The sequence below is a fragment of the Mesorhizobium sp. B2-8-1 genome (genome assembly GCF_006440955.1).
In the GTDB taxonomy this organism is placed as follows: Bacteria; Pseudomonadota; Alphaproteobacteria; order Rhizobiales; family Rhizobiaceae; genus Mesorhizobium.
In genome coordinates, this window is the sequence record NZ_VFTX01000012.1 from 22,167 (window position 1) to 39,038 (window position 16,872).

The 16,872-nt window shown below is 62.8% G+C and carries 22 protein-coding genes; 12 read left to right on the forward strand and 10 right to left on the reverse strand.

Annotated elements, in window-relative coordinates:
• Nucleotides 1-197 precede the first annotated feature (197 nt).
• A complete protein-coding gene (locus tag FJ428_RS25835; protein WP_140880464.1) occupies nucleotides 198-980 on the reverse strand; it encodes an NIPSNAP family protein in 783 nt (260 codons plus the stop codon).
• A 119-nt stretch (nucleotides 981-1,099) separates the two neighbouring features.
• On the opposite strand from FJ428_RS25835, the gene FJ428_RS25840 reads away from it, so the two are divergent.
• The 8 genes from FJ428_RS25840 to FJ428_RS25870 all read left to right on the forward strand — a co-directional run bounded on the left by FJ428_RS25840 (nucleotide 1,100) and on the right by FJ428_RS25870 (nucleotide 5,924).
• Nucleotides 1,100-1,765 (forward strand): TetR/AcrR family transcriptional regulator, encoded by a 666-nt coding sequence (locus tag FJ428_RS25840; RefSeq protein ID WP_140494296.1) that lies wholly within the window; start codon nucleotides 1,100-1,102, stop codon nucleotides 1,763-1,765.
• 113 nt (nucleotides 1,766-1,878) lie between these two features.
• On the forward strand, nucleotides 1,879-3,012 hold the full coding sequence (locus tag FJ428_RS25845) for a metallophosphoesterase (protein WP_140494294.1): 1,134 nt from the start codon (nucleotides 1,879-1,881) through the stop codon (nucleotides 3,010-3,012).
• A gap of 491 nt (nucleotides 3,013-3,503) precedes the next feature.
• Nucleotides 3,504-3,713: a cold-shock protein gene (locus tag FJ428_RS25850; protein WP_010915421.1), complete on the forward strand. Its 210-nt coding sequence runs from the start codon at nucleotides 3,504-3,506 to the stop codon at nucleotides 3,711-3,713.
• Nucleotides 3,714-4,047: 334 nt separating this feature from the next.
• The gene (locus FJ428_RS25855) at nucleotides 4,048-4,275 is read left to right on the forward strand and encodes a hypothetical protein (protein ID WP_140494292.1); all 228 of its coding nucleotides are present in this window, start codon (nucleotides 4,048-4,050) and stop codon (nucleotides 4,273-4,275) included.
• A complete protein-coding gene (locus FJ428_RS25860; protein WP_140494290.1) occupies nucleotides 4,275-4,679 on the forward strand; it encodes a hypothetical protein in 405 nt (134 codons plus the stop codon). Before FJ428_RS25855 ends, FJ428_RS25860 begins: the two co-directional genes overlap by 1 nt.
• Nucleotide 4,680: 1 nt before the next feature.
• Complete coding sequence (locus FJ428_RS30420) at nucleotides 4,681-4,848, forward strand: hypothetical protein (RefSeq protein WP_181167392.1); 168 nt, start codon at nucleotides 4,681-4,683, stop codon at nucleotides 4,846-4,848.
• A 51-nt stretch (nucleotides 4,849-4,899) separates the two neighbouring features.
• Complete coding sequence (locus FJ428_RS25865; RefSeq protein WP_140880465.1) at nucleotides 4,900-5,235, forward strand: YkgJ family cysteine cluster protein; 336 nt, start codon at nucleotides 4,900-4,902, stop codon at nucleotides 5,233-5,235.
• A gap of 77 nt (nucleotides 5,236-5,312) precedes the next feature.
• Nucleotides 5,313-5,924, forward strand: coding sequence for a LysE family translocator (locus tag FJ428_RS25870; RefSeq protein ID WP_140880466.1), 612 nt, complete (start codon nucleotides 5,313-5,315; stop codon nucleotides 5,922-5,924).
• A gap of 100 nt (nucleotides 5,925-6,024) precedes the next feature.
• Here FJ428_RS25870 and FJ428_RS25875 read toward each other — a convergent pair whose 3' ends face one another.
• From FJ428_RS25875 to FJ428_RS25890, 4 genes are all read right to left on the reverse strand, one after another.
• Nucleotides 6,025-6,303: a hypothetical protein gene (locus tag FJ428_RS25875; RefSeq protein ID WP_140637692.1), complete on the reverse strand. Its 279-nt coding sequence runs from the start codon at nucleotides 6,301-6,303 to the stop codon at nucleotides 6,025-6,027.
• Between the two features lie 106 nt (nucleotides 6,304-6,409).
• A complete protein-coding gene (locus tag FJ428_RS25880; RefSeq protein WP_140880467.1) occupies nucleotides 6,410-6,784 on the reverse strand; it encodes a nuclear transport factor 2 family protein in 375 nt (124 codons plus the stop codon).
• Nucleotides 6,785-6,801: 17 nt separating this feature from the next.
• Nucleotides 6,802-7,248, reverse strand: coding sequence for an OsmC family protein (locus tag FJ428_RS25885; protein ID WP_140494280.1), 447 nt, complete (start codon nucleotides 7,246-7,248; stop codon nucleotides 6,802-6,804).
• 36 nt (nucleotides 7,249-7,284) lie between these two features.
• Nucleotides 7,285-8,295 carry an NAD(P)-dependent alcohol dehydrogenase gene (locus tag FJ428_RS25890; RefSeq protein ID WP_140494278.1) on the reverse strand — a complete coding sequence of 337 codons (1,011 nt, stop codon included), beginning with the start codon at nucleotides 8,293-8,295 and terminating at the stop codon, nucleotides 7,285-7,287.
• A gap of 97 nt (nucleotides 8,296-8,392) precedes the next feature.
• Here FJ428_RS25890 and FJ428_RS25895 point away from each other — a divergent pair, with 97 nt between their 5' ends.
• On the forward strand, nucleotides 8,393-9,004 hold the full coding sequence (locus FJ428_RS25895; RefSeq protein ID WP_140494276.1) for a TetR/AcrR family transcriptional regulator: 612 nt from the start codon (nucleotides 8,393-8,395) through the stop codon (nucleotides 9,002-9,004).
• 100 nt (nucleotides 9,005-9,104) lie between these two features.
• Here the strand turns inward: FJ428_RS25895 and groL are convergent, their stop codons facing one another.
• The 3 genes from groL to FJ428_RS25910 all read right to left on the reverse strand — a co-directional run bounded on the left by groL (nucleotide 9,105) and on the right by FJ428_RS25910 (nucleotide 12,148).
• The gene (groL, locus tag FJ428_RS25900; RefSeq protein ID WP_140494274.1) at nucleotides 9,105-10,760 is read right to left on the reverse strand and encodes a chaperonin GroEL; all 1,656 of its coding nucleotides are present in this window, start codon (nucleotides 10,758-10,760) and stop codon (nucleotides 9,105-9,107) included.
• 69 nt (nucleotides 10,761-10,829) lie between these two features.
• Complete coding sequence (gene groES, locus FJ428_RS25905) at nucleotides 10,830-11,126, reverse strand: co-chaperone GroES (RefSeq protein ID WP_006203049.1); 297 nt, start codon at nucleotides 11,124-11,126, stop codon at nucleotides 10,830-10,832.
• Between the two features lie 395 nt (nucleotides 11,127-11,521).
• On the reverse strand, nucleotides 11,522-12,148 hold the full coding sequence (locus FJ428_RS25910; protein WP_224519165.1) for a TetR/AcrR family transcriptional regulator: 627 nt from the start codon (nucleotides 12,146-12,148) through the stop codon (nucleotides 11,522-11,524).
• Nucleotides 12,149-12,274: 126 nt separating this feature from the next.
• Between FJ428_RS25910 and FJ428_RS25915 the strand changes: the two genes are divergently transcribed.
• Genes FJ428_RS25915 through FJ428_RS25925 form a run of 3 tightly spaced genes read left to right on the forward strand, consistent with a single transcriptional unit; the run spans nucleotide 12,275 to nucleotide 15,897 of the window.
• Nucleotides 12,275-13,456 (forward strand): MFS transporter, encoded by a 1,182-nt coding sequence (locus FJ428_RS25915; protein WP_140880468.1) that lies wholly within the window; start codon nucleotides 12,275-12,277, stop codon nucleotides 13,454-13,456.
• 12 nt (nucleotides 13,457-13,468) lie between these two features.
• Nucleotides 13,469-14,761, forward strand: coding sequence for a D-arabinono-1,4-lactone oxidase (locus FJ428_RS25920; RefSeq protein ID WP_140880469.1), 1,293 nt, complete (start codon nucleotides 13,469-13,471; stop codon nucleotides 14,759-14,761).
• A complete protein-coding gene (locus tag FJ428_RS25925) occupies nucleotides 14,758-15,897 on the forward strand; it encodes a DSD1 family PLP-dependent enzyme (protein ID WP_140880470.1) in 1,140 nt (379 codons plus the stop codon). The genes FJ428_RS25920 and FJ428_RS25925 overlap by 4 nt, the downstream gene beginning before the upstream one ends.
• Before the next feature lie 139 nt (nucleotides 15,898-16,036).
• Here the strand turns inward: FJ428_RS25925 and FJ428_RS25930 are convergent, their stop codons facing one another.
• On the reverse strand, nucleotides 16,037-16,492 hold the full coding sequence (locus FJ428_RS25930; protein ID WP_181165127.1) for a DUF2442 domain-containing protein: 456 nt from the start codon (nucleotides 16,490-16,492) through the stop codon (nucleotides 16,037-16,039).
• A complete protein-coding gene (locus FJ428_RS25935) occupies nucleotides 16,485-16,712 on the reverse strand; it encodes a DUF4160 domain-containing protein (protein WP_140494264.1) in 228 nt (75 codons plus the stop codon). Before FJ428_RS25935 ends, FJ428_RS25930 begins: the two co-directional genes overlap by 8 nt.
• Nucleotides 16,713-16,872: the final 160 nt, after the last annotated feature.

Below are 16,872 nucleotides of genomic sequence, written 5' to 3' on the forward strand. Positions count from 1 at the left end.
CGAGAGCACCGCATATCGGCGGTCGAGGTCAAGCCGGCTGCCTATCCCATGGTATGAACTTCGGCTGCGGCCGGCGTCGGGGTCAACTGCCGGCGCTTGCATTCGCGAACTGGGCAGGGAGCAAGCGGGAATTTACGCCCCGCCTCGATGCCGGGGAGGTATAGCGGATCAGACGCCGCTTCCGCGCGGACTGGAGATCAGCAACAAAGCCGCGAGCGCGATGTCGCCGACAGGCGCATGGTTTCGGTCGGTCTGGCCAGGTCATGTCGGACCGCGTGCGAGAAGGCTTGCCATGCAGGTGAGGCGGCAAGCGCGGTTTCATGCTGGGCCTGCGCTTCTTCGCCATCAAAACCCATCACACTGATGAAAACATTCTCACTCGCTCGCACCGGCAGGCGTGGAAAGCTGTTTTCCGCATGCTCCGTGACGAAAGCGGCGAGCAGCCGCGCACCGGGTGATGCCGTCATCGGCGCGACTTCGGGCTCGAAGCGGCTGGCGAACGCGGCCTCTGCGCCCGGCCGCAAATGATAAATCCGAATCACGACCATCCCTGACAGCGGCGTGCTTCTGCCTGGCTTTTCGTCGGCAGCCAAGCCCGCGCGCAATGCGCCGGAGAGATCGAAGCCAGCCCCGGTCCACGCAGGTTTGAGCAGCAGCACATCGTCGGAATCGATCATCGTGGCGTTGGCGGCATTGCGGTGCGCTGCCCATACCGGACCGTCATAGAAGGCGCTCAGGGCGCCTTTGCGCACCTCCATGTCCTCGAAGCCGCGCAGCCAGACGAACATGTCGGGGCGATCGAGATCCCGGAATTGGCCGATGATGGTCATCCCGGCCTCTTCCTGGCCTTCGATCAGCTTGCCGTCAAAGAGGTCGATAAGGGTATCGCGTTTGCCGGGTTTCAGCGTGTACTGCCGCAGTTCGACGACCGGGGAGGCGAGCGCTGCTGTCTCCGATGTGGCACTCAGGGGCAGGCTCATAAGCTCGTCTCCAAAAACAGGGTGATCATCCTGTTTTATAAAACAGACCGGTTGTCCTGTTTTGTCAATCTGCTAGCTTCTTTTTCTTCCCTCCTGGAGGGGCACGGTGGAGATTCCCGATGACAGGGCATGCCCAGAAGCGCACCAATGATCCCGAAGGCATGCGCAACAGAGTGCTCGATGCCGCGCAGGAGTCCTTTCAGGTACGCGGCTATCACGCGTCCAGTCTCGGCGATCTGATGGCGGCGGCGGGTGTCAGCGGCGGCGCGTTGCATCATCATTTCCCGACCAAGAAAGCGTTGGCGCTGGCGGTGATCGAAGAGCGTGTGGCCGCGGCGGTCGAAGAGACATGGATGGCGCCTTTGCGGGCGGCCGCTTCGGCGCGCGAAGGCGTGGGTGCAGCCTTCGAAGCCGTGGCGGCGGAACTTGAGCAACAAGGCTTCGTGCGCGGCTGTCCCCTCAACAACCTTGCACATGAACTGTCGCTCGTCGATGCCGAATTGCGCGCTGCCCTTGCCGGCATTTTTGCCGGCTGGCGCCAGGCGATCGCCGACAAGGTCCGGGCTGATCAGCAGGCGGGCAGGGAGCAGGACACCGACCCGCAGCGTTTCGCCGCCCTGGCCGTCGCGGCCTATTCCGGCGCGATGTCGATGGCCAAGACGGCGCAGGATGCCGGCATGTTGCGCGATTGCCTGGCGGGGCTGGAGCAGAATGTCGCCCAAGCTTCGCCCATGGCCGCAACGAGGCGGCGTCGCAGGATATTGCTGCCACCGGGAAACCTTTGATGCCGAGGACGGGAACGATCCCTACAACTCAGTTCCGTTCTGGGGGAGGGCAGCAGCCGTGGACCGGGCGCTGAACTTTACTGCTGACCGGTGTCCGTGCTGAACTTCAACCCATGATGAAGCGCTTCTCACCAAAATCGGTATCACGACGCCGTTTTCTGGCGCGGGCCGCCGGTCTTGCCACGGCCCTTGCGCTTCCACGCCCGGCGCTCGGCCAGACCGGGCAGCGCATTCAGCCTGTCGACGCCACCTTCCTGTTCATCGCCGATGTCCATGCCTGCCGCATGGCCAGCGGCTTGAGTCCCAATTGCCAGCAGGAAGGCAAGACCGACGCTGCCTTGCTGCGCAATGTGGCGGCTCTGAACGGCATTGGCGACAAGACATGGCCCGTCGAGATCGGCGGCGTCCCGACGGGCCTACGCTCCGCCGGCAGCCGAATCGGCACGCCGCTCGGCCTCGTCATCGGCGGCGACATGACCGACGATGGCGGTGGTCAGATCACCCAGCCGAGTGAAGGCACGCAATTGCTGCAATTCAGCCAGCGTTACCAGCAAGGCATGGGGCCTGACCGCGTGCATGTTCCAGTCTATGTCGGGCTCGGCAATCATGACCTCGACCAAAACGGCCCGCGGCATCACGTTGACTGGTACCGGCGCGAAATGCGCGACTATGTCGAAGTCAATCACCGTGCCGGCGTGTTCTTCAAGCCACCGGTTCCAGCCACCGACTACGATGTCGAGACCGACTGCTATGCGTGGGACTGGGGCGGGCTGCATCTCGTCCAGACCCACCGTTTCGCTGGCGACACCGGCCATGGCGCGGACAGCAGCCTGCCCTGGCTGAAGCAGGATCTGGCGACCTATGCGGCGGACGGCCGCCCGGTCATCCTGTTTCAGCATTATGGCTGGGATAATTTTTCGACTGAGCGATGGGATCCCGCCAAAAAGGCGTTCGACGACGACGGCAAGGGGCCGCCGCATTGGTGGAGCGATGCGGACCGTCAGGCACTGCTTGCGGCCCTGAAAGGCTACAACGTGATTGCCATCTTCCATGGCCATCAGCACGAGGTGCCGATGATCTATCAGCGCGACGGCCTTGATCTCTTCAAGCCAAAGGCGGCCTATATGGGCGGGTTCGCACTGGCGCGGGTCACCAATGATGGCATGGATGTCGTGCTGGGCGAAGCCAGCGACGATCACGGCGGGGTCACATTCACCAACGCCTTCAGCAAACCGTTCCAGACATGAAAGCCCGCAGCGGCCTTTTCGTCCCGGACGCTGACTGACGTCGACCTGGCAGTGCGCTCGGGCCTCGGCCTCCGCTACGAGATGCCGCCGATGATGACCGCCGCGATGTAGGGGCCGAAAGAAAACGCCCCTCGCACCTTTTATCGTGCGGGGGGCGTCTTTGCCGTTCGCTTTTCCTTCGATTGCTCTCGTGAATTGCTGACGACAACCATGAAACGTGCTTCGACCGAAATGGCTCCCGGCGCGTCCAGATTTTTTTAGGGCCGCTTTGTTCAGTGCCCGATTGGCGTGAACCGTCGCGGCGGGTGAGCCAAGAATTGACATGGCCGTTTAAATAGCTTACAAGACCTTTGTCGATATTTGTTGACTGACTTTTGTTATCCGCGCTTTGCAGCGCGCCTTTGACGAACTTCCCACATCAAAAATCGAGACAAACGACGTTGTGCATCCGCATGACGGCGAACGAGTATTTGCCATGGAAAGGGTTCGTCATGAGCACCGGCACAGTTAAATGGTTCAACGCCACCAAAGGTTTTGGTTTTATTCAGCCTGACGACGGCTCTGCCGACGTTTTCGTCCACATCTCGGCCGTAGAGCGCGCCGGCATGCGTGACATCGTCGAGGGCCAGAAGCTCGGCTACGAGATGGTCCGCGACAACAAGTCCGGCAAGATGTCGGCCGACCAGTTGAAGGCGGCCTGAAAAAGGATTCAGCCTTCCCGGTGACCACGGATGTACTGGCACTGGTGAATGGCGAATTCGGGCGCATGGCGGCGGAAACCTGAGTTTTCGCACGCTGCGTGCCGGAGCGTCCTGTGCATCCACTGGATGCGCGACGCTCTCATGGAAGGTCAGGCGGTGCCTGGCCTTTTTCACTTTGTGGGTCTCGCCGCCGAAAATGCGCTGCGCGTCGGCCTGAACGTGCTAAGGGACGCTCCAGCAAGTTGAATCCGCCGCCCCAATGCTTTTGTGCGTGGGTCCTGACTGAAGACCGGTCTTGCCCTATCGGCACGAGACTCCTGACAGGAGAAAGATTTTGACCGCCAATTCGAAAACAGCTGCTGATCAGGCAGTGCCCTTGTTCAGCAAGACGCAAACCCAGTCGATGTCGCTCAACCGCATCATTTCCGAACGCGATGCCCTCACCGAGGCGCGTGAAGCCAAGACCGCGCGTTTGCGCGAACTGCGCCTGGAAAAAGAGGCAGATGAAATGGCTGCGGCGGCCGCACAGGCGGCGTTGCCGAAACGGGCCGGAAGACGCTGATGGCGACGAAGCGTGTGCCGGCGACACCCATCGCCGCTGATGCGACCATCGCCGACATGGTCGAAACATTGGACAAGCCAGTCGAATATGTTCGGCGTGTGCTGGAAAAACTCGAACGCTGCAAGCGCGTCCATGGCGATGCACAGGTGCGCGTCGGCGTGCGGGGCCGCGCCGAGTGCCCGAACTATTTGATCGAATATGTCCGCCAAGACGCCAAGACCCGCGAGCCGGTGACCCATCAAGACGCCGCCTACAGCGGCAGCACGCATCGCGAACTGGCGCCGCATCACATCGCGGAGGCGAGGAACTGGTCGCCTGAGGAAATGAACATAACGGCGGTTTCGGCCCTGATCGGCCGTTTGCGCAGTCCGCGCGCACCATCGCGCTTCGCCGACGAGGACTGAGATGGCCATAAAATTCTCCGCCAAGGACCAACCGCCGGCGCCCGCCGCCGCTGCAAAGCCGGTCAAGCCGGCTGCCGCGCCGAAGGCGGATGCCGCTGCCGAGGCCGCGACCGACCTATTCAAGTCTCCGGCCGAGGCGCCGTTGCGTAAGGCAGGCAAGAAGAAATAGCGCCTTGCCGCAAGACGCCGACCGCAATCTGCTGTGCAGGGACCGTTCTCGTTGGTGACCGCAGCCAGCCTTTCATCGTCGCAACGAGGCACCGTCCCGGCATTTGATTGCCAGAGCTGCGGCGCCTGTTGCTCCTACTCGGCCGAGTGGCCGCGCTTTTCCACCGAGGACGACGCGCAGCTCGACCGTATCCCGGACAAGTATGTCGCGACCGATCTGTCGGGTATGCGTTGCGAGGGCGCGCGCTGTTCGGCTCTCTGTGGCGAAGTGGGCAAGGCAACCGCTTGCGGCATCTACGAGCTGCGCCCGGATGTCTGCCGCGCCTGCATGCCCGGCGACGAGGATTGCCTGATGGCGCGTCGGGCGCACGGGCTGCCTGTCCTCTGATCTGACGGCGCCGCGGCTTGTGCGCGGGGATTTCGCTGCTACGCTGCCCGCCGGGCAGCACAGCGGAGAACCAAATCGTGAGCATCGAATTCTTGTTGACGTCGCTGATCGTGGTGGCTTCGCCCGGCACCGGCGTCCTCTACACGCTGAGCGCCGGGCTTTCCCGCGGCGCCCGCGCCTCCATCGTCGCCGCTTTCGGCTGCACGCTCGGCATCATCCCGCATATGGCTGCCGCCATCACCGGCCTCGCCGCGCTCCTGCACACCAGCGCGGTCGCCTTCGAGACGCTGAAATATCTGGGCGTCGCCTACCTCCTTTACATGGCCTGGAACACGCTGAAGGAGAGGGGTGGTCTGAACGTCGAGGACAATGTCGCGCCGCGCTCCACCGGCAAGGTGATTGCGAGAGGCATCCTCGTCAATGTGCTCAACCCGAAGCTGTCGATCTTCTTCTTTGCCTTCCTGCCGCAGTTCGTCAGCACGACCGAGCCGCACGCGCTGTCGAAGATGCTGGAACTGAGCAGCGTCTTCATGCTTTTGACCTTCGTCATCTTCGTCGGCCATGGCATCTTCGCCGCCTCAATCCGCAGCCATGTCGCGTCGCGGCCGAGGGTGCTGACCTGGATGCGCCGCACGTTCGCCGGCGCTTTCGTCATGCTCGGCGCCAAGCTTGCGCTGGCGGACAGGTAGAATTCGTTCGCCTCGCCTTGGCACGAAATCGATGCCGAACAATGAGAAGGCGAGCCTTGGCCCGCCTTCTTTTGTTCTTCAACTCCGGACTAGCCGGCAATCATTTGTTCGCGCCGCCGAGCGCCTTCAATTTTTCGCAGAACGGGGCATACGGCTTGCTCATCGCCGCATCCTGACAGTCCTTCATCATCATGGCTTGGTCGTCCTTGGACATTTTTGCCCAGGCGGCTTTCATCTCGGCGTCGGATTTCATCGTCTTCATGCTCGCATCGGTGAAGAACGGTTCCATCATCTTGGGCGAGTCGAGCGCTCCGGCAAGTGCCGTGCCGCTGAGGACGGTCAACGCGAGTGCTCCAAAGCAGGCGGTTCTGATGTTCATGACATTAGTCCTCCCTATGGTCTTTCTCGATCGTCGAATGGCGGTCGGACTCTATTCCTAGCACAAACCGATGTGTATTAGGAGTAACTCATATGGTGAAGCCGGCCTATCCCTTGACGTAGCCCATCGCCTCGACGATACGCCCGCCCTCGACGCGCATCAGATTGACGCCGCGCAGCGAATTGCCGTCCGCCATCCAGTAGCGCCAGCGGATCGTCGCCCGCTCGCCGGCGACGAAGGTCTCCTCGATGTCGAAGCGCGTGCCGGGCTGGGTCGCGATCGCCGTCCATAGCCCGACGCAGGCCGCCTTGCCGGCATGGCGCGCACCGTCCGGTGCCGGCACGGTGTTTTCAATCACGCAGTCCTCGCCCACCAACTCGGCAAGCGCCGACGGATCGTGCAACTGGAACACATCGTTGAAGCGCCGCATGATCTCGGCTGTCCGCCGCGACTCTGGATGACTGTCCATGATGCTGCTCATCTCGTACTTCTCCTGATTCATTGTTGCGCGGCGGTACCCACGAGGGTCGCCTTGAGGTTGATCTGGGCCACGCCGGCCAGCGCGCGCGAAACGAGACAGCTCGCCTTGGCGGACTGGGCAAGGCGCTCGAACTGGTCTTCGGCGAGCCCCGTGACCTCCACCGCCGTTTCAAGGTCGATGCGGGTGATGGTCGGCCCGGCCTCGGTCGCTCCGAGGTGCACCCTGGCGATGGTGCGGATGTCCCGGGGAACATGACCTCCCTGGCCAAGGATGAAGGTCAGCGCCATCGAGAAACAGCCGGCATGCGCGGCCGCGATCAGTTCTTCCGGGTTGGTGCCGGGGCCGTTCTCGAAACGCGACGGAAAGGAATAGGCGCCTTCGAACACACCGCTGCCGAGCCGCAGCCGGCCTGAACCTTCCCTCAGCGTGCCTTGCCACTCGGCCGAAGCTTCACGAATTGTCATTGCTGTTCTCCCTTCTGGTTCGATCGATATGAAAGATCAGGCTCCGTCGATGACGACCTTCCCGAAGACGTCGCCCTGCTGGAAATAGCGGTAGGCGTCGCGGGCCTCGGCGAAGGGGAAGACCTTGTCGATGACCGGTCTCAACCGGTGCGCCGAGACGGCGTTGAGCATCGTTTCGAGGTTTGCGCGGCTGCCGACGAACAGACGGCCGATTGTGACGAGGCTGCGCTGATAGACGGCGCCGGGGATCTGCACCGTTGCGCCCTTCGCATCCTGAATGGTGAGCAGCACGATGCGCCCATAAAGCGCGCTGGCGATCAGCGACTGCGCGAAGGTCGGCGGGCCGCCGGTTTCGACGGTAAGGTCGATACCGCCGGTTTCGCCACGCACCATCGCCCCCCATTCCGGCATGTCGGTCGAGGAGACGACGAGGTCGGCCCCCATCGCCCGCAGCTTGCCGACCTTCTCGGCGCGAGAGGTGACGGCGACGACGCGGCAGCCGAGCAGCTTGGCGAACTGCAACGCGAACAGCGAGACGCCGCCCGAGCCTATGACTAGAACCCATTGGCCGGGCTTGGGAATCTCCGCCCCGGTCAGTGCGTTCCAGGCTGTCAGGCCGGCGCAGCTCAGCGTTGCCGCCTCGCGCCAGTCGAGATGCTCGGGAACTCGCACCGCCCATTGCTCGTCAAGCACGGCGTACTCGCCGAGCATGCCATCCAGCGTGCAGCCGAGCTGGTCGATCAGTCCGGCATTGATGCGGCCATCGATCCAGCGGGCGAAATAGCTGCCGGTGACACGGTCGCCGACGGCAAAGCGTGTGACATCATCGCCGATGGCGACGACCTCGCCGGCGCCGTCGCTGAGCGGAACGATCCCGCGGCGCGGTGTCAGGGGGTAGGTGCCATTGAGGATCATCGTATCGCGTCGGTTGAGCGAGGTGGCGCGCACCCGCACCACGATCTCCTGGGGACTTGGCTCCGGTCGCACCTCTTCCCGCATCACCAGACATTCGGTTCCGCCCAAACCCTCAAGACGATAGCTGCGCATTTCGGCTCTCGATTATATAGACTGATCTACATATTATGTAGACCAGTTGTCATATTTCTGGCAAGGCTTATAAGGATCTCTCCTGACAGAGGTTGACATGGCGAACGATACGAGAGCCCGCATACTCGAAACGACCGGATTGCTGCTCAGGCGGCGCGGCTATCACGGCACTTCGCTCAATGACATACTGAGCGCCAGCGGCGCCCCGCGCGGCTCGCTCTATTTCCACTTTCCCGGTGGCAAGGATCAGCTGGTCGTCGAAGTGACGCGCGCCAGCGTGGCCGAGGTGACTGAGAGGCTTGGCGCCGAGCTGGCGGCGGAAAGCGATCCGGCGGTTGCCGTTCACCACATTTACCAGTCGGTCGCTCGCATGCTGGAGGACAACGAATTCTCGCTCGGCTGCCCGATCGCGCCGGTCGTGCTCGATGCGCCGAACGACGTGCCGGACTTGGAGGAAATCTGCCGCTCCGCTTTCGAGCAGTGGATCGGCCTGCTGCGCCAGGCGTTTGTCAGGGCAGGGGTGGTCGAGCGCCGCGCACGGGCGCTGGCGCTGTTGGTCGAGTCCTCGCTGGAAGGCCTGATGGTGATTGCCCGCGCCACCCGCGATCGCTCATCGATCAACGTCGTGGCCGATGAGGTGGCTACCCTGATCGAGCAGGCAGTCCTCGCCGGCAAGGCGACGCGGCAAGCGGAGAGCACTGCTGTCTGACGCTGGTTCCAACCGACTACGCTGAAGCAAAGCCTGAATGTGCAAAGAAAAGGGCGGCATCGCTGCCGCCCTTTCCGCATGCATAAAGCAGATGGCTGGATTAGAAGTCCATGCCGCCCATACCGCCCATGCCGCCGCCGCCCATGCCGCCAGGCATGCCGCCGCCAGCCGACTCCTTCTTCGGAGCCTCCGCGATCATGGCTTCGGTGGTGACCAGCAGGCCGGCGACCGAGGCCGCGTCCTGGAGAGCCGTACGCACGACCTTGACCGGATCGACGATACCCATGGCGATCATGTCGCCATATTCGCCGGTCTGGGCGTTGTAGCCGAAGGTCGCGCCCTTGTTCTCGAGGATCTTGCCAGCAACGATCGATGCTTCCGCACCGGCGTTGGCAGCGATCTGACGGGCCGGGGCCTGCAGTGCGCGGCGAACGATGTTGATGCCGGCGGCTTGGTCGGAGTTGACGCCGGTGGCCTTGAGGTTGCCCGAAGCGCGCAGCAGGGCCACGCCACCGCCGGCAACGATACCTTCTTCTACGGCCGCGCGGGTCGCGTTGAGGGCGTCATCGACGCGGTCCTTCTTTTCCTTCACTTCCACTTCGGTCGCACCGCCGACGCGGATAACGGCAACACCGCCGGCGAGCTTGGCCAGACGCTCCTGGAGCTTCTCCTTGTCGTAGTCCGAGGTGGTCTCCTCGATCTGCTGCTTGATCTGGGCAACGCGGCCCTGGATCTCGGCCTTCTTGCCGGCGCCGTCGACGATGGTGGTGTTCTCCTTCGAGATCGACACCTTCTTGGCGCGGCCGAGCATGTTGAGGCCGACATTCTCGAGCTTGATGCCGAGGTCTTCGGAGATGACCTGGCCACCGGTGAGGATGGCGATGTCTTCCAGCATGGCCTTGCGGCGATCACCGAAGCCCGGAGCCTTGACGGCAGCGATCTTCAGGCCACCGCGCAGCTTGTTGACGACCAGCGTGGCCAAGGCCTCGCCTTCGACGTCTTCCGAGATGATGAGCAGCGGCTTGGAGGTCTGCACGACCGCTTCCAGGACCGGCAGCATGGCCTGCAGATTGGAGAGCTTCTTCTCGTGGAGCAGGATGTAGGCGTCCTCGAGATCGGCAACCATCTTATCGGGGTTGGTGACGAAGTAGGGCGAGAGATAGCCGCGGTCGAACTGCATGCCTTCGACGACTTCCAACTCGGTCTCGGCGGTCTTGGCTTCCTCGACGGTGATGACGCCTTCGTTGCCGACCTTCTGCATCGCTTCCGCGATCATCTTGCCGACCGACTCGTCGCCATTGGCCGAGATGGTGCCGACCTGGGCGACTTCCTCGGAGGTCTTGATCTTCTTGGCGGCCTTGCCGAGAGCTGCGACCACTTCGGTCACGGCCAGGTCGATGCCGCGCTTCAGGTCCATCGGGTTCATGCCGGCGGCAACCGCCTTGTGGCCTTCCTGGACGATCGACTGCGCCAGAACGGTCGCGGTCGTGGTGCCGTCGCCGGCGATGTCGTTGGTCTTCGAAGCGACTTCGCGGACCATCTGCGCGCCCATGTTCTCGAACTTGTCCTCAAGTTCGATTTCCTTGGCGACGGTGACGCCGTCCTTGGTGATGCGCGGTGCGCCGAACGACTTGTCGATGACGACGTTGCGGCCCTTGGGGCCGAGCGTGACCTTCACCGCGTCGGCGAGGATGTTGACGCCGCGCAGCATGCGCTCACGGGCGTCGCGGGAGAATTTTACGTCTTTGGCAGCCATGTTCAACTCCTGGCAGGGGCTCGGATCGAGCCCGAAGATTTAAGATTCAGTTGATGGGAAGGCCGATATTCAGCCGATGATGCCCATAATGTCGGATTCCTTCATGATCAGAAGGTCTTCGCCATTGAGCTTGACTTCGGTGCCCGACCACTTGCCGAACAGGATGCGGTCGCCAGCCTTGACGTCCAGGGGCACGAGCTTGCCAGCTTCGTCGCGGGCGCCGGAGCCGACGGCGATGATCTCGCCTTCCTGCGGCTTTTCCTTCGCCGTGTCGGGGATGATGATCCCGCCGGCGGTCTTGGATTCGGATTCGACCCGGCGTACGACCACGCGGTCATGAAGCGGGCGGAACTTCGACTTTGCCATGTTTTCTTCCTCGATGAGAACGGTGAGAAACAGTTCCTCCGTCCGGCGAAGCCGGACAATCTACAAAGCCCGGCGGTACCGGACCTGTGGTTAGCACTCACCCAGGGCGAGTGCTAACGTGGCGGTGAAATAGGCTGCTGGCTGGCGAGAGTCAAGGCGCGCGCGAGCGGGCAGCGGCGCGAAATTTTGTTTTCCGCGAAAGCCCGCTCGCAGAACGTGCCAGTTGCCGCTGGCCTTTCATGCGAAATGCGCCGGTTCCTCCCGCAATCGACGGCGAAACAAGGCGCGGAGGGGTGCTCCGCCGCTACCGGTCAGAGATCCTGCCGCCCGACACTTCGATACGCAAGAGGTGTTGATGTCACGGGAGAGAGGGGCGCGAAAGCCGCCGCCGAAAACTATAGAAACAGTCTCAGCTGCGTGTGGATGATGGACCTGTAGTCGTCGATCGTGCGCCGGCCTTCCTTCTCGTCCTGCGTCAGCGCTAGCCGCACGACGCCGCCGGCAAGCTGGAAGATCAGGAACACCACGCGCGCGAAGTCTTCGCGCCGGTCGGGCCGCAGCATCGGAGCGACGTGGTCGCAGAACATCTTGGCCTGGTGCCTTGTCTCAGCAATGTCGAGGTTCTGCAGCGCCTTGTCAGCCTGTATCGCGTTCTGCAGATCCTGGATGGCCGGGTCGTCGGCCACGCGCCGGTAATAGTCCTCGATCATGCGGTCCGCGGCAGCCGTCACGTCCTCAAGCCCACTTATTTCGGCGATGATCTCGCCGAAGCGTGCGCGGCTTTCCTCCGAGAAGCGCTCATAGAGCATCGCCAGGATCGCCGATTTGTTGGGGAAATAATGGTAGACGGTGGCGATCGGTCCGCCCGCCAGTGCGCCCACTTCCTTCATCGTCACCGCGTCGATGCCTTTTTCGCCGATCAGCCGCATGGTCGTCGAAAGGATCGCGTCGATGCGTTCGCGGCTCCGCTCCTGCTTGGGCCTGCGCCTCGGCGCCGTCGCCATCCGGCTTGCTTCTGCCATGCGCCCAATCTCTCGCGAGAGCTTCAAAATTCCCGGTTGACAAGAAACATGATCAAGTATCAGTTTCGTAATGCTGACAAGTTGTCAGCTTTTTTATCGCACTGCAAGGACGTTGGGAGGCGCCTCGTGACTGCGACGCAAGCCGTACAAGCGGAAAATGGCGATTGGCTGGTCGGCAACCCGACCGGCGTCGAGCTCGGCTCCGCATTATGGATCGGCTCGGTCGGGCTGCTGATCCTCGGGCTTCAGCCCGTGCTGCTTGGCGCGCTCTACACCGAGGGCCATGTCAGCGGCGATGAACTGGCGCTGGTCGCCACGGCGGAGATGATCGCAATCGCCATCGGTTCAGCCGTGGTGGCGATGCTGCTTTCCGCGCGCAACATGCGCTGGAAAAGCGCCGTCCTTTTGATCCTGCTGGCCCTGGCGAATGTATGGACCGCCCATGCCGCAAGCGCCAATGCGCTGATCGCCGCCCGCGCCATCGCCGGGCTGGCTGAGGGCGGCCTGGTCGTGATCGCCACTGAACTGATCGCCCGTTCGCGCCGGGCGGAGCGCATCGGCGGCTATTTCGTGACGCTGCAGACCCTGGCGCAATGTGCGCTCGCTCTGCTTTTGGCACTCTATGTCATTCCCGAGGCGGGGTCGTCCGGCGGCTTCATCGTGCTTGCCGTCGTCTGCGTCGTCTCGCTGGCGGCCGCTTTCACCGTACCCGGTGACTACGCCGACCTGCCGAAAGGGGAGAACCTGGCCAATGTGCTGACGGTTCCGTCGATCACCGCGCTATTGTCGGTCTTCTGCTACTTCATGTTCTTCGGCGCGATCTGGGCCTTCCTGGAACCGCTCGGTGCGCAATATGGGATTGATAGCTGGACCGTCGGTCTGATCGTCTCGGCCAGCCTGGCGACGCAGGTCCTGGGCGCGATGACGGCGACCGTGTTCGAGGCGCGCATCGATTACCGCATTGCCATTACGGCCATCGGTGCCGTCGCGCTGGTCTCCTCCCTTGTTCTTGCCAGCGCACCTGGCCTGACGACATTCTGGATCGCCGCCTTGGTCATGGGCTTCATCCTGTTGTTCATCGTACCCTATCAGATCCGGCTGGCGATCACGGCCGACGAGACGCGTACCGCCGTGCTGCTGGTGCCGGCCGCACAGCTCTTCGGCTTGGCGATCGGGCCGGTGGCGGCGTCGCTGCTCATCAATGGCAAGGATTTCCGGCCCGTGCCGGAATTCGCCGCGGCAAGCGCGTTTGCCAGCGTGGCCCTGCTTGGCCTGTTCGTGGCCACTATGCGCCGTCGGCGCGTCTGACGGGACGGCTGGATGTCGACGATCACCGCGCGGAACTGGAGCAACTGGTCGGGCTTCGTGCGCGCCGAGCCGAAGCTGATCGCCACTCCAACCGACGCCGGCGAGCTTGCCGATCTGGTGCGCACGGCACCTGGGCCGCTGCGGGTGGCGGGTGCTGGCCACTCCTTCACGGCGCTGGTGGCATCGCAAGGCTCGATCGTTTCCCTGGAGAAGATCGAGGGGCTGGTCTCGCACGACATACAAAGCCATCGCGCGCGGGTGCGGGCAGGGACCCGGCTCGGCCCGCTAATGCACATGCTGCACGGCATCGGCCAGGGCCTGCCAAATATGGGCGACATCGACCGCCAGGCGATCGGCGGCGCGCTGGGCACCGCCACCCATGGTTCCGGGCTGACGCTGGGCGCTTATCACACCCAGTTGGAGACGGTGCAGATCGTGGACGGGCGGGGCGAGTTGCGCGAATTCGATCGGACCCGCGACCAGGATATGATCCATGCGATGGGGGTCGCTCTCGGCGCCTTCGGCATCTTGAGCGAAGTCACGCTGAACAACATCGCGACCTACCGGCTGCGCCGCCGCAAGTGGGTGCTGCCGATCGCCGACATGCTGCGCGATTTCGAGACGATGATGGCCGCGCACCGGTCGGCCGAATTCTACTACATCCCGTTTTCCGGCTACGCGCAGTTCATCGCCAGCGACCTCAGCGACGCGAACCCGACCACCAGGCCTACCGAGCACGACGAGGCCGGCCTGGCGACGCTACGCAAGCTGAGCAGGGCGCTGCGCCGGCTGCCATGGCTGCGCCGCTCCTTGATCCGCGGCGCCGTGAAGAAAGTGCCGGCCGAGGATTATGTGCAGGACTGGCTCAACGTCTATGCCAGCGACCGGCAGACCAAGTTCAACGAGATGGAGTATCATCTGCCCTTCGAGGAGGGGCCGAAGGTGATCACGCAGATCATCGAGCTGACCGAGAAGCACTTTCCGGAAGTTTATTTTCCGATGGAGGTGCGCTCGGTGGCACCCGACATGTTCTGGCTTTCGCCCTTCTACAAGCGTCTGACCTGCTCGATCGCCATTCACCACGATGCCGCCAACGACCCTGAGCCCTTCATGCGGGCGGCCGAGCCGATCTTCCGCAGGCATGGCGGCCGGCCGCATTGGGGCAAGATGCACAGCCTAAAGGCGGCGGATCTCAAAAAGCTCTATCCGCGCTGGGATGATGCCATGGCCGTTCGGGGAGACATCGATCCCAAGAACCGTTTCGTCTCGCCCTACATGGCCGGCCTGTTCGGCATCGGCCAATGAGCGGCTATTTCACCGCGCTGTCGGATGCGTTGAGGGCGGCCGGCGTCTTTCAGCCTTGTCTCGTGCTCGACCGCGACCGGCTGGACCGCAACATCGACCTGGTGAAGCAGAGACTGGCGCCCGGCCTTGCCGTGCGGCTGGTCGACAAGTCGCTTGCTTGCCTGCCGCTGCTTTCGCACATCGCCGGGGCGCTCGGCACCCATCGCTTCATGACGTTTCATCCGCCGATCACAAGCGCGGTGCTCGACGCTTTTCCCGATGCCGACATGCTCTACGGCAAGCCGATGCCGGTCGGCGCGGCAAAGCAGGCGATTTCAAGCAGTACCGCCGACTGGTCGCGTATCTGCTGGCTGATCGACAGCGAGGAGAGACTGGCGGAATACGGCGCTCTGGCCGCCGAACTGGACATCGGGTTGCGCATCGCTTTCGAGATCGATGTCGGGCTGCATCGGGGCGGGTTCGCGGAACCGCGCGCGCTGTCGAAGGCATTGAACGCGCTGCCCGCCCGGCTGCGCTGCGAAGGCGTCATGGCCTACGAGGCGCACGCGCCGCACATTCCCGGTCTGTTCGGCGGTCCCAAAAAGGCGCTGGCAGAGGCGTCGCAGCGGGCCGCGGCGTTCATCGCGGCTCTCGGCGAGGACCAGCGCCGAACACTGAACATCGGCGGCTCGAAGACCGCGTTGCTTCATCGTGGCGGCATGGCCAACGAAGTGTCGATCGGGTCGGCCTTCGTGCTGCCCGGGGATTTCGACACGCCCGGCCTCGACGGCTTCCAGCCCGCGGCCTTCATCGCCACGCCTATCCTCAAGGTGGTCGAGCCGATGCTGCCAGGCCCGCCGGCGGTCACCCGCCTGCTGCAGACGGTCGGCCGGTTTCCGCGCAAGGGTTGCTATCTCTATGGCGGCAAATGGATGGCCGAACCGGTGTTTCCCGAAGGCATGGAGACCAATGGCCTGCTTGGCCTTTCCTCGAACCAGCAGTTCATGGGCCTGCCCGGCGATGCCACCACCAGGTCAGGCGACTACGCCTTCCTGCGCCCGACGCAAAGCGAGGCGGTGCTGCAGCAGTTCGGATCGATCGCGGTTTTTTCGGGCGGCAGCCTCGTGGACCGGTGGCCCGCGCTGCCGATGGGGTAGACATGGTGCCTCGTTACGATGAGGCCAAACCAGACGCTTCGATGTAACAGACCGACCGTCAACCCAAAGCCACGATGCGCTGGCGGCCAGCAGCCGCATGCTTGGAACAGTCAGCGAGCCTATCCGCCTCCAGACGGGGTCATCGTTGACCGGCCTTCTCGGCGAGATATCGAGTAGCCAACGCGATTGAATTGGGGATCGGTGTCGATCCTCTATAGTTGGCAATTTGGCGCCTGGAGATTTCCAACTGGAGCGCCATCCCCTCAAGCGAGAATTTCAGCAGATCGTCCATGATATGGCGGAATTCCCGGTTCTCCATACCAATTGAGGGCAGGGTATCGATCCATTCGGCTGACAACTCGATTCCCCCGTCCCACTCGATTGCATTGCCGTCTTCGTTAACCCGCATGGTTCCAAACAGCTCGTCATCGTCGCGAAGCGGAATGAAGTGTCGATGGCTATTCAACACTGGATTCAGGTCAACCGTATTGGAGCGGCCGTCTCGCCAGGTGATGCGCACGCGGCGGCCATCAATCATGGTGACCGAGGCGATCCTGGGGAGCGGATTGCCGACTGTTACGATATCGTCAACCATTGAGGCGGGTCCATTCATTGCGCAACTCCTCTTCATGCGAGTTAGCCCAAGCGATTACGGCATCGAGGTCTTTGCGACGCATTTGGCCACGCAACACGTTCCATGAGCCAATCCTGATCAGGACTTCATACTCACCCTTCAACGCGTGAAAGTGAGGCGGGTTATGGTCATCCGCAAAGACCTGAATCTTGATGCCGTCGAGAACCTTCAAAGTGGGCATGTGGCTGTTCCATCGCGCCAAATTTAATGCAGAGGGTGCACTAAATCAAGCGAAAGTGCACTGGGTGCACCAAAGCGTCGCATTTCATCAGTTTGATCGATATTGCGCGTGACGTAAATCGACGACCCCGGCCCTGCGTTCTCGTCCGCGCGGCCGCCGT

Bases quoted from the DNA above. Each gene is read 5' to 3' on its own strand.
- FJ428_RS25835 (WP_140880464.1), bottom strand. From the start codon at position 980: ATGAGCCTGCCCCTGAGTGCCACATCGGAGACAGCAGCGCTCGCCTCC.
- FJ428_RS25840 (WP_140494296.1), top strand. From the start codon at position 1,100: ATGACAGGGCATGCCCAGAAGCGCACCAATGATCCCGAAGGCATGCGC.
- FJ428_RS25845 (WP_140494294.1), top strand. From the start codon at position 1,879: ATGATGAAGCGCTTCTCACCAAAATCGGTATCACGACGCCGTTTTCTG.
- FJ428_RS25850 (WP_010915421.1), top strand. From the start codon at position 3,504: ATGAGCACCGGCACAGTTAAATGGTTCAACGCCACCAAAGGTTTTGGT.
- FJ428_RS25860 (WP_140494290.1), top strand. From the start codon at position 4,275: ATGGCGACGAAGCGTGTGCCGGCGACACCCATCGCCGCTGATGCGACC.
- FJ428_RS30420 (WP_181167392.1), top strand. From the start codon at position 4,681: ATGGCCATAAAATTCTCCGCCAAGGACCAACCGCCGGCGCCCGCCGCC.
- FJ428_RS25875 (WP_140637692.1), bottom strand. From the start codon at position 6,303: ATGAACATCAGAACCGCCTGCTTTGGAGCACTCGCGTTGACCGTCCTC.
- FJ428_RS25880 (WP_140880467.1), bottom strand. From the start codon at position 6,784: ATGAGCAGCATCATGGACAGTCATCCAGAGTCGCGGCGGACAGCCGAG.
- FJ428_RS25885 (WP_140494280.1), bottom strand. From the start codon at position 7,248: ATGACAATTCGTGAAGCTTCGGCCGAGTGGCAAGGCACGCTGAGGGAA.
- FJ428_RS25890 (WP_140494278.1), bottom strand. From the start codon at position 8,295: ATGCGCAGCTATCGTCTTGAGGGTTTGGGCGGAACCGAATGTCTGGTG.
- FJ428_RS25895 (WP_140494276.1), top strand. From the start codon at position 8,393: ATGGCGAACGATACGAGAGCCCGCATACTCGAAACGACCGGATTGCTG.
- groL (WP_140494274.1), bottom strand. From the start codon at position 10,760: ATGGCTGCCAAAGACGTAAAATTCTCCCGCGACGCCCGTGAGCGCATG.
- groES (WP_006203049.1), bottom strand. From the start codon at position 11,126: ATGGCAAAGTCGAAGTTCCGCCCGCTTCATGACCGCGTGGTCGTACGC.
- FJ428_RS25910 (WP_224519165.1), bottom strand. From the start codon at position 12,148: ATGGCAGAAGCAAGCCGGATGGCGACGGCGCCGAGGCGCAGGCCCAAG.
- FJ428_RS25920 (WP_140880469.1), top strand. From the start codon at position 13,469: ATGTCGACGATCACCGCGCGGAACTGGAGCAACTGGTCGGGCTTCGTG.
- FJ428_RS25925 (WP_140880470.1), top strand. From the start codon at position 14,758: ATGAGCGGCTATTTCACCGCGCTGTCGGATGCGTTGAGGGCGGCCGGC.
- FJ428_RS25930 (WP_181165127.1), bottom strand. From the start codon at position 16,492: ATGGTTGACGATATCGTAACAGTCGGCAATCCGCTCCCCAGGATCGCC.
- FJ428_RS25935 (WP_140494264.1), bottom strand. From the start codon at position 16,712: ATGCCCACTTTGAAGGTTCTCGACGGCATCAAGATTCAGGTCTTTGCG.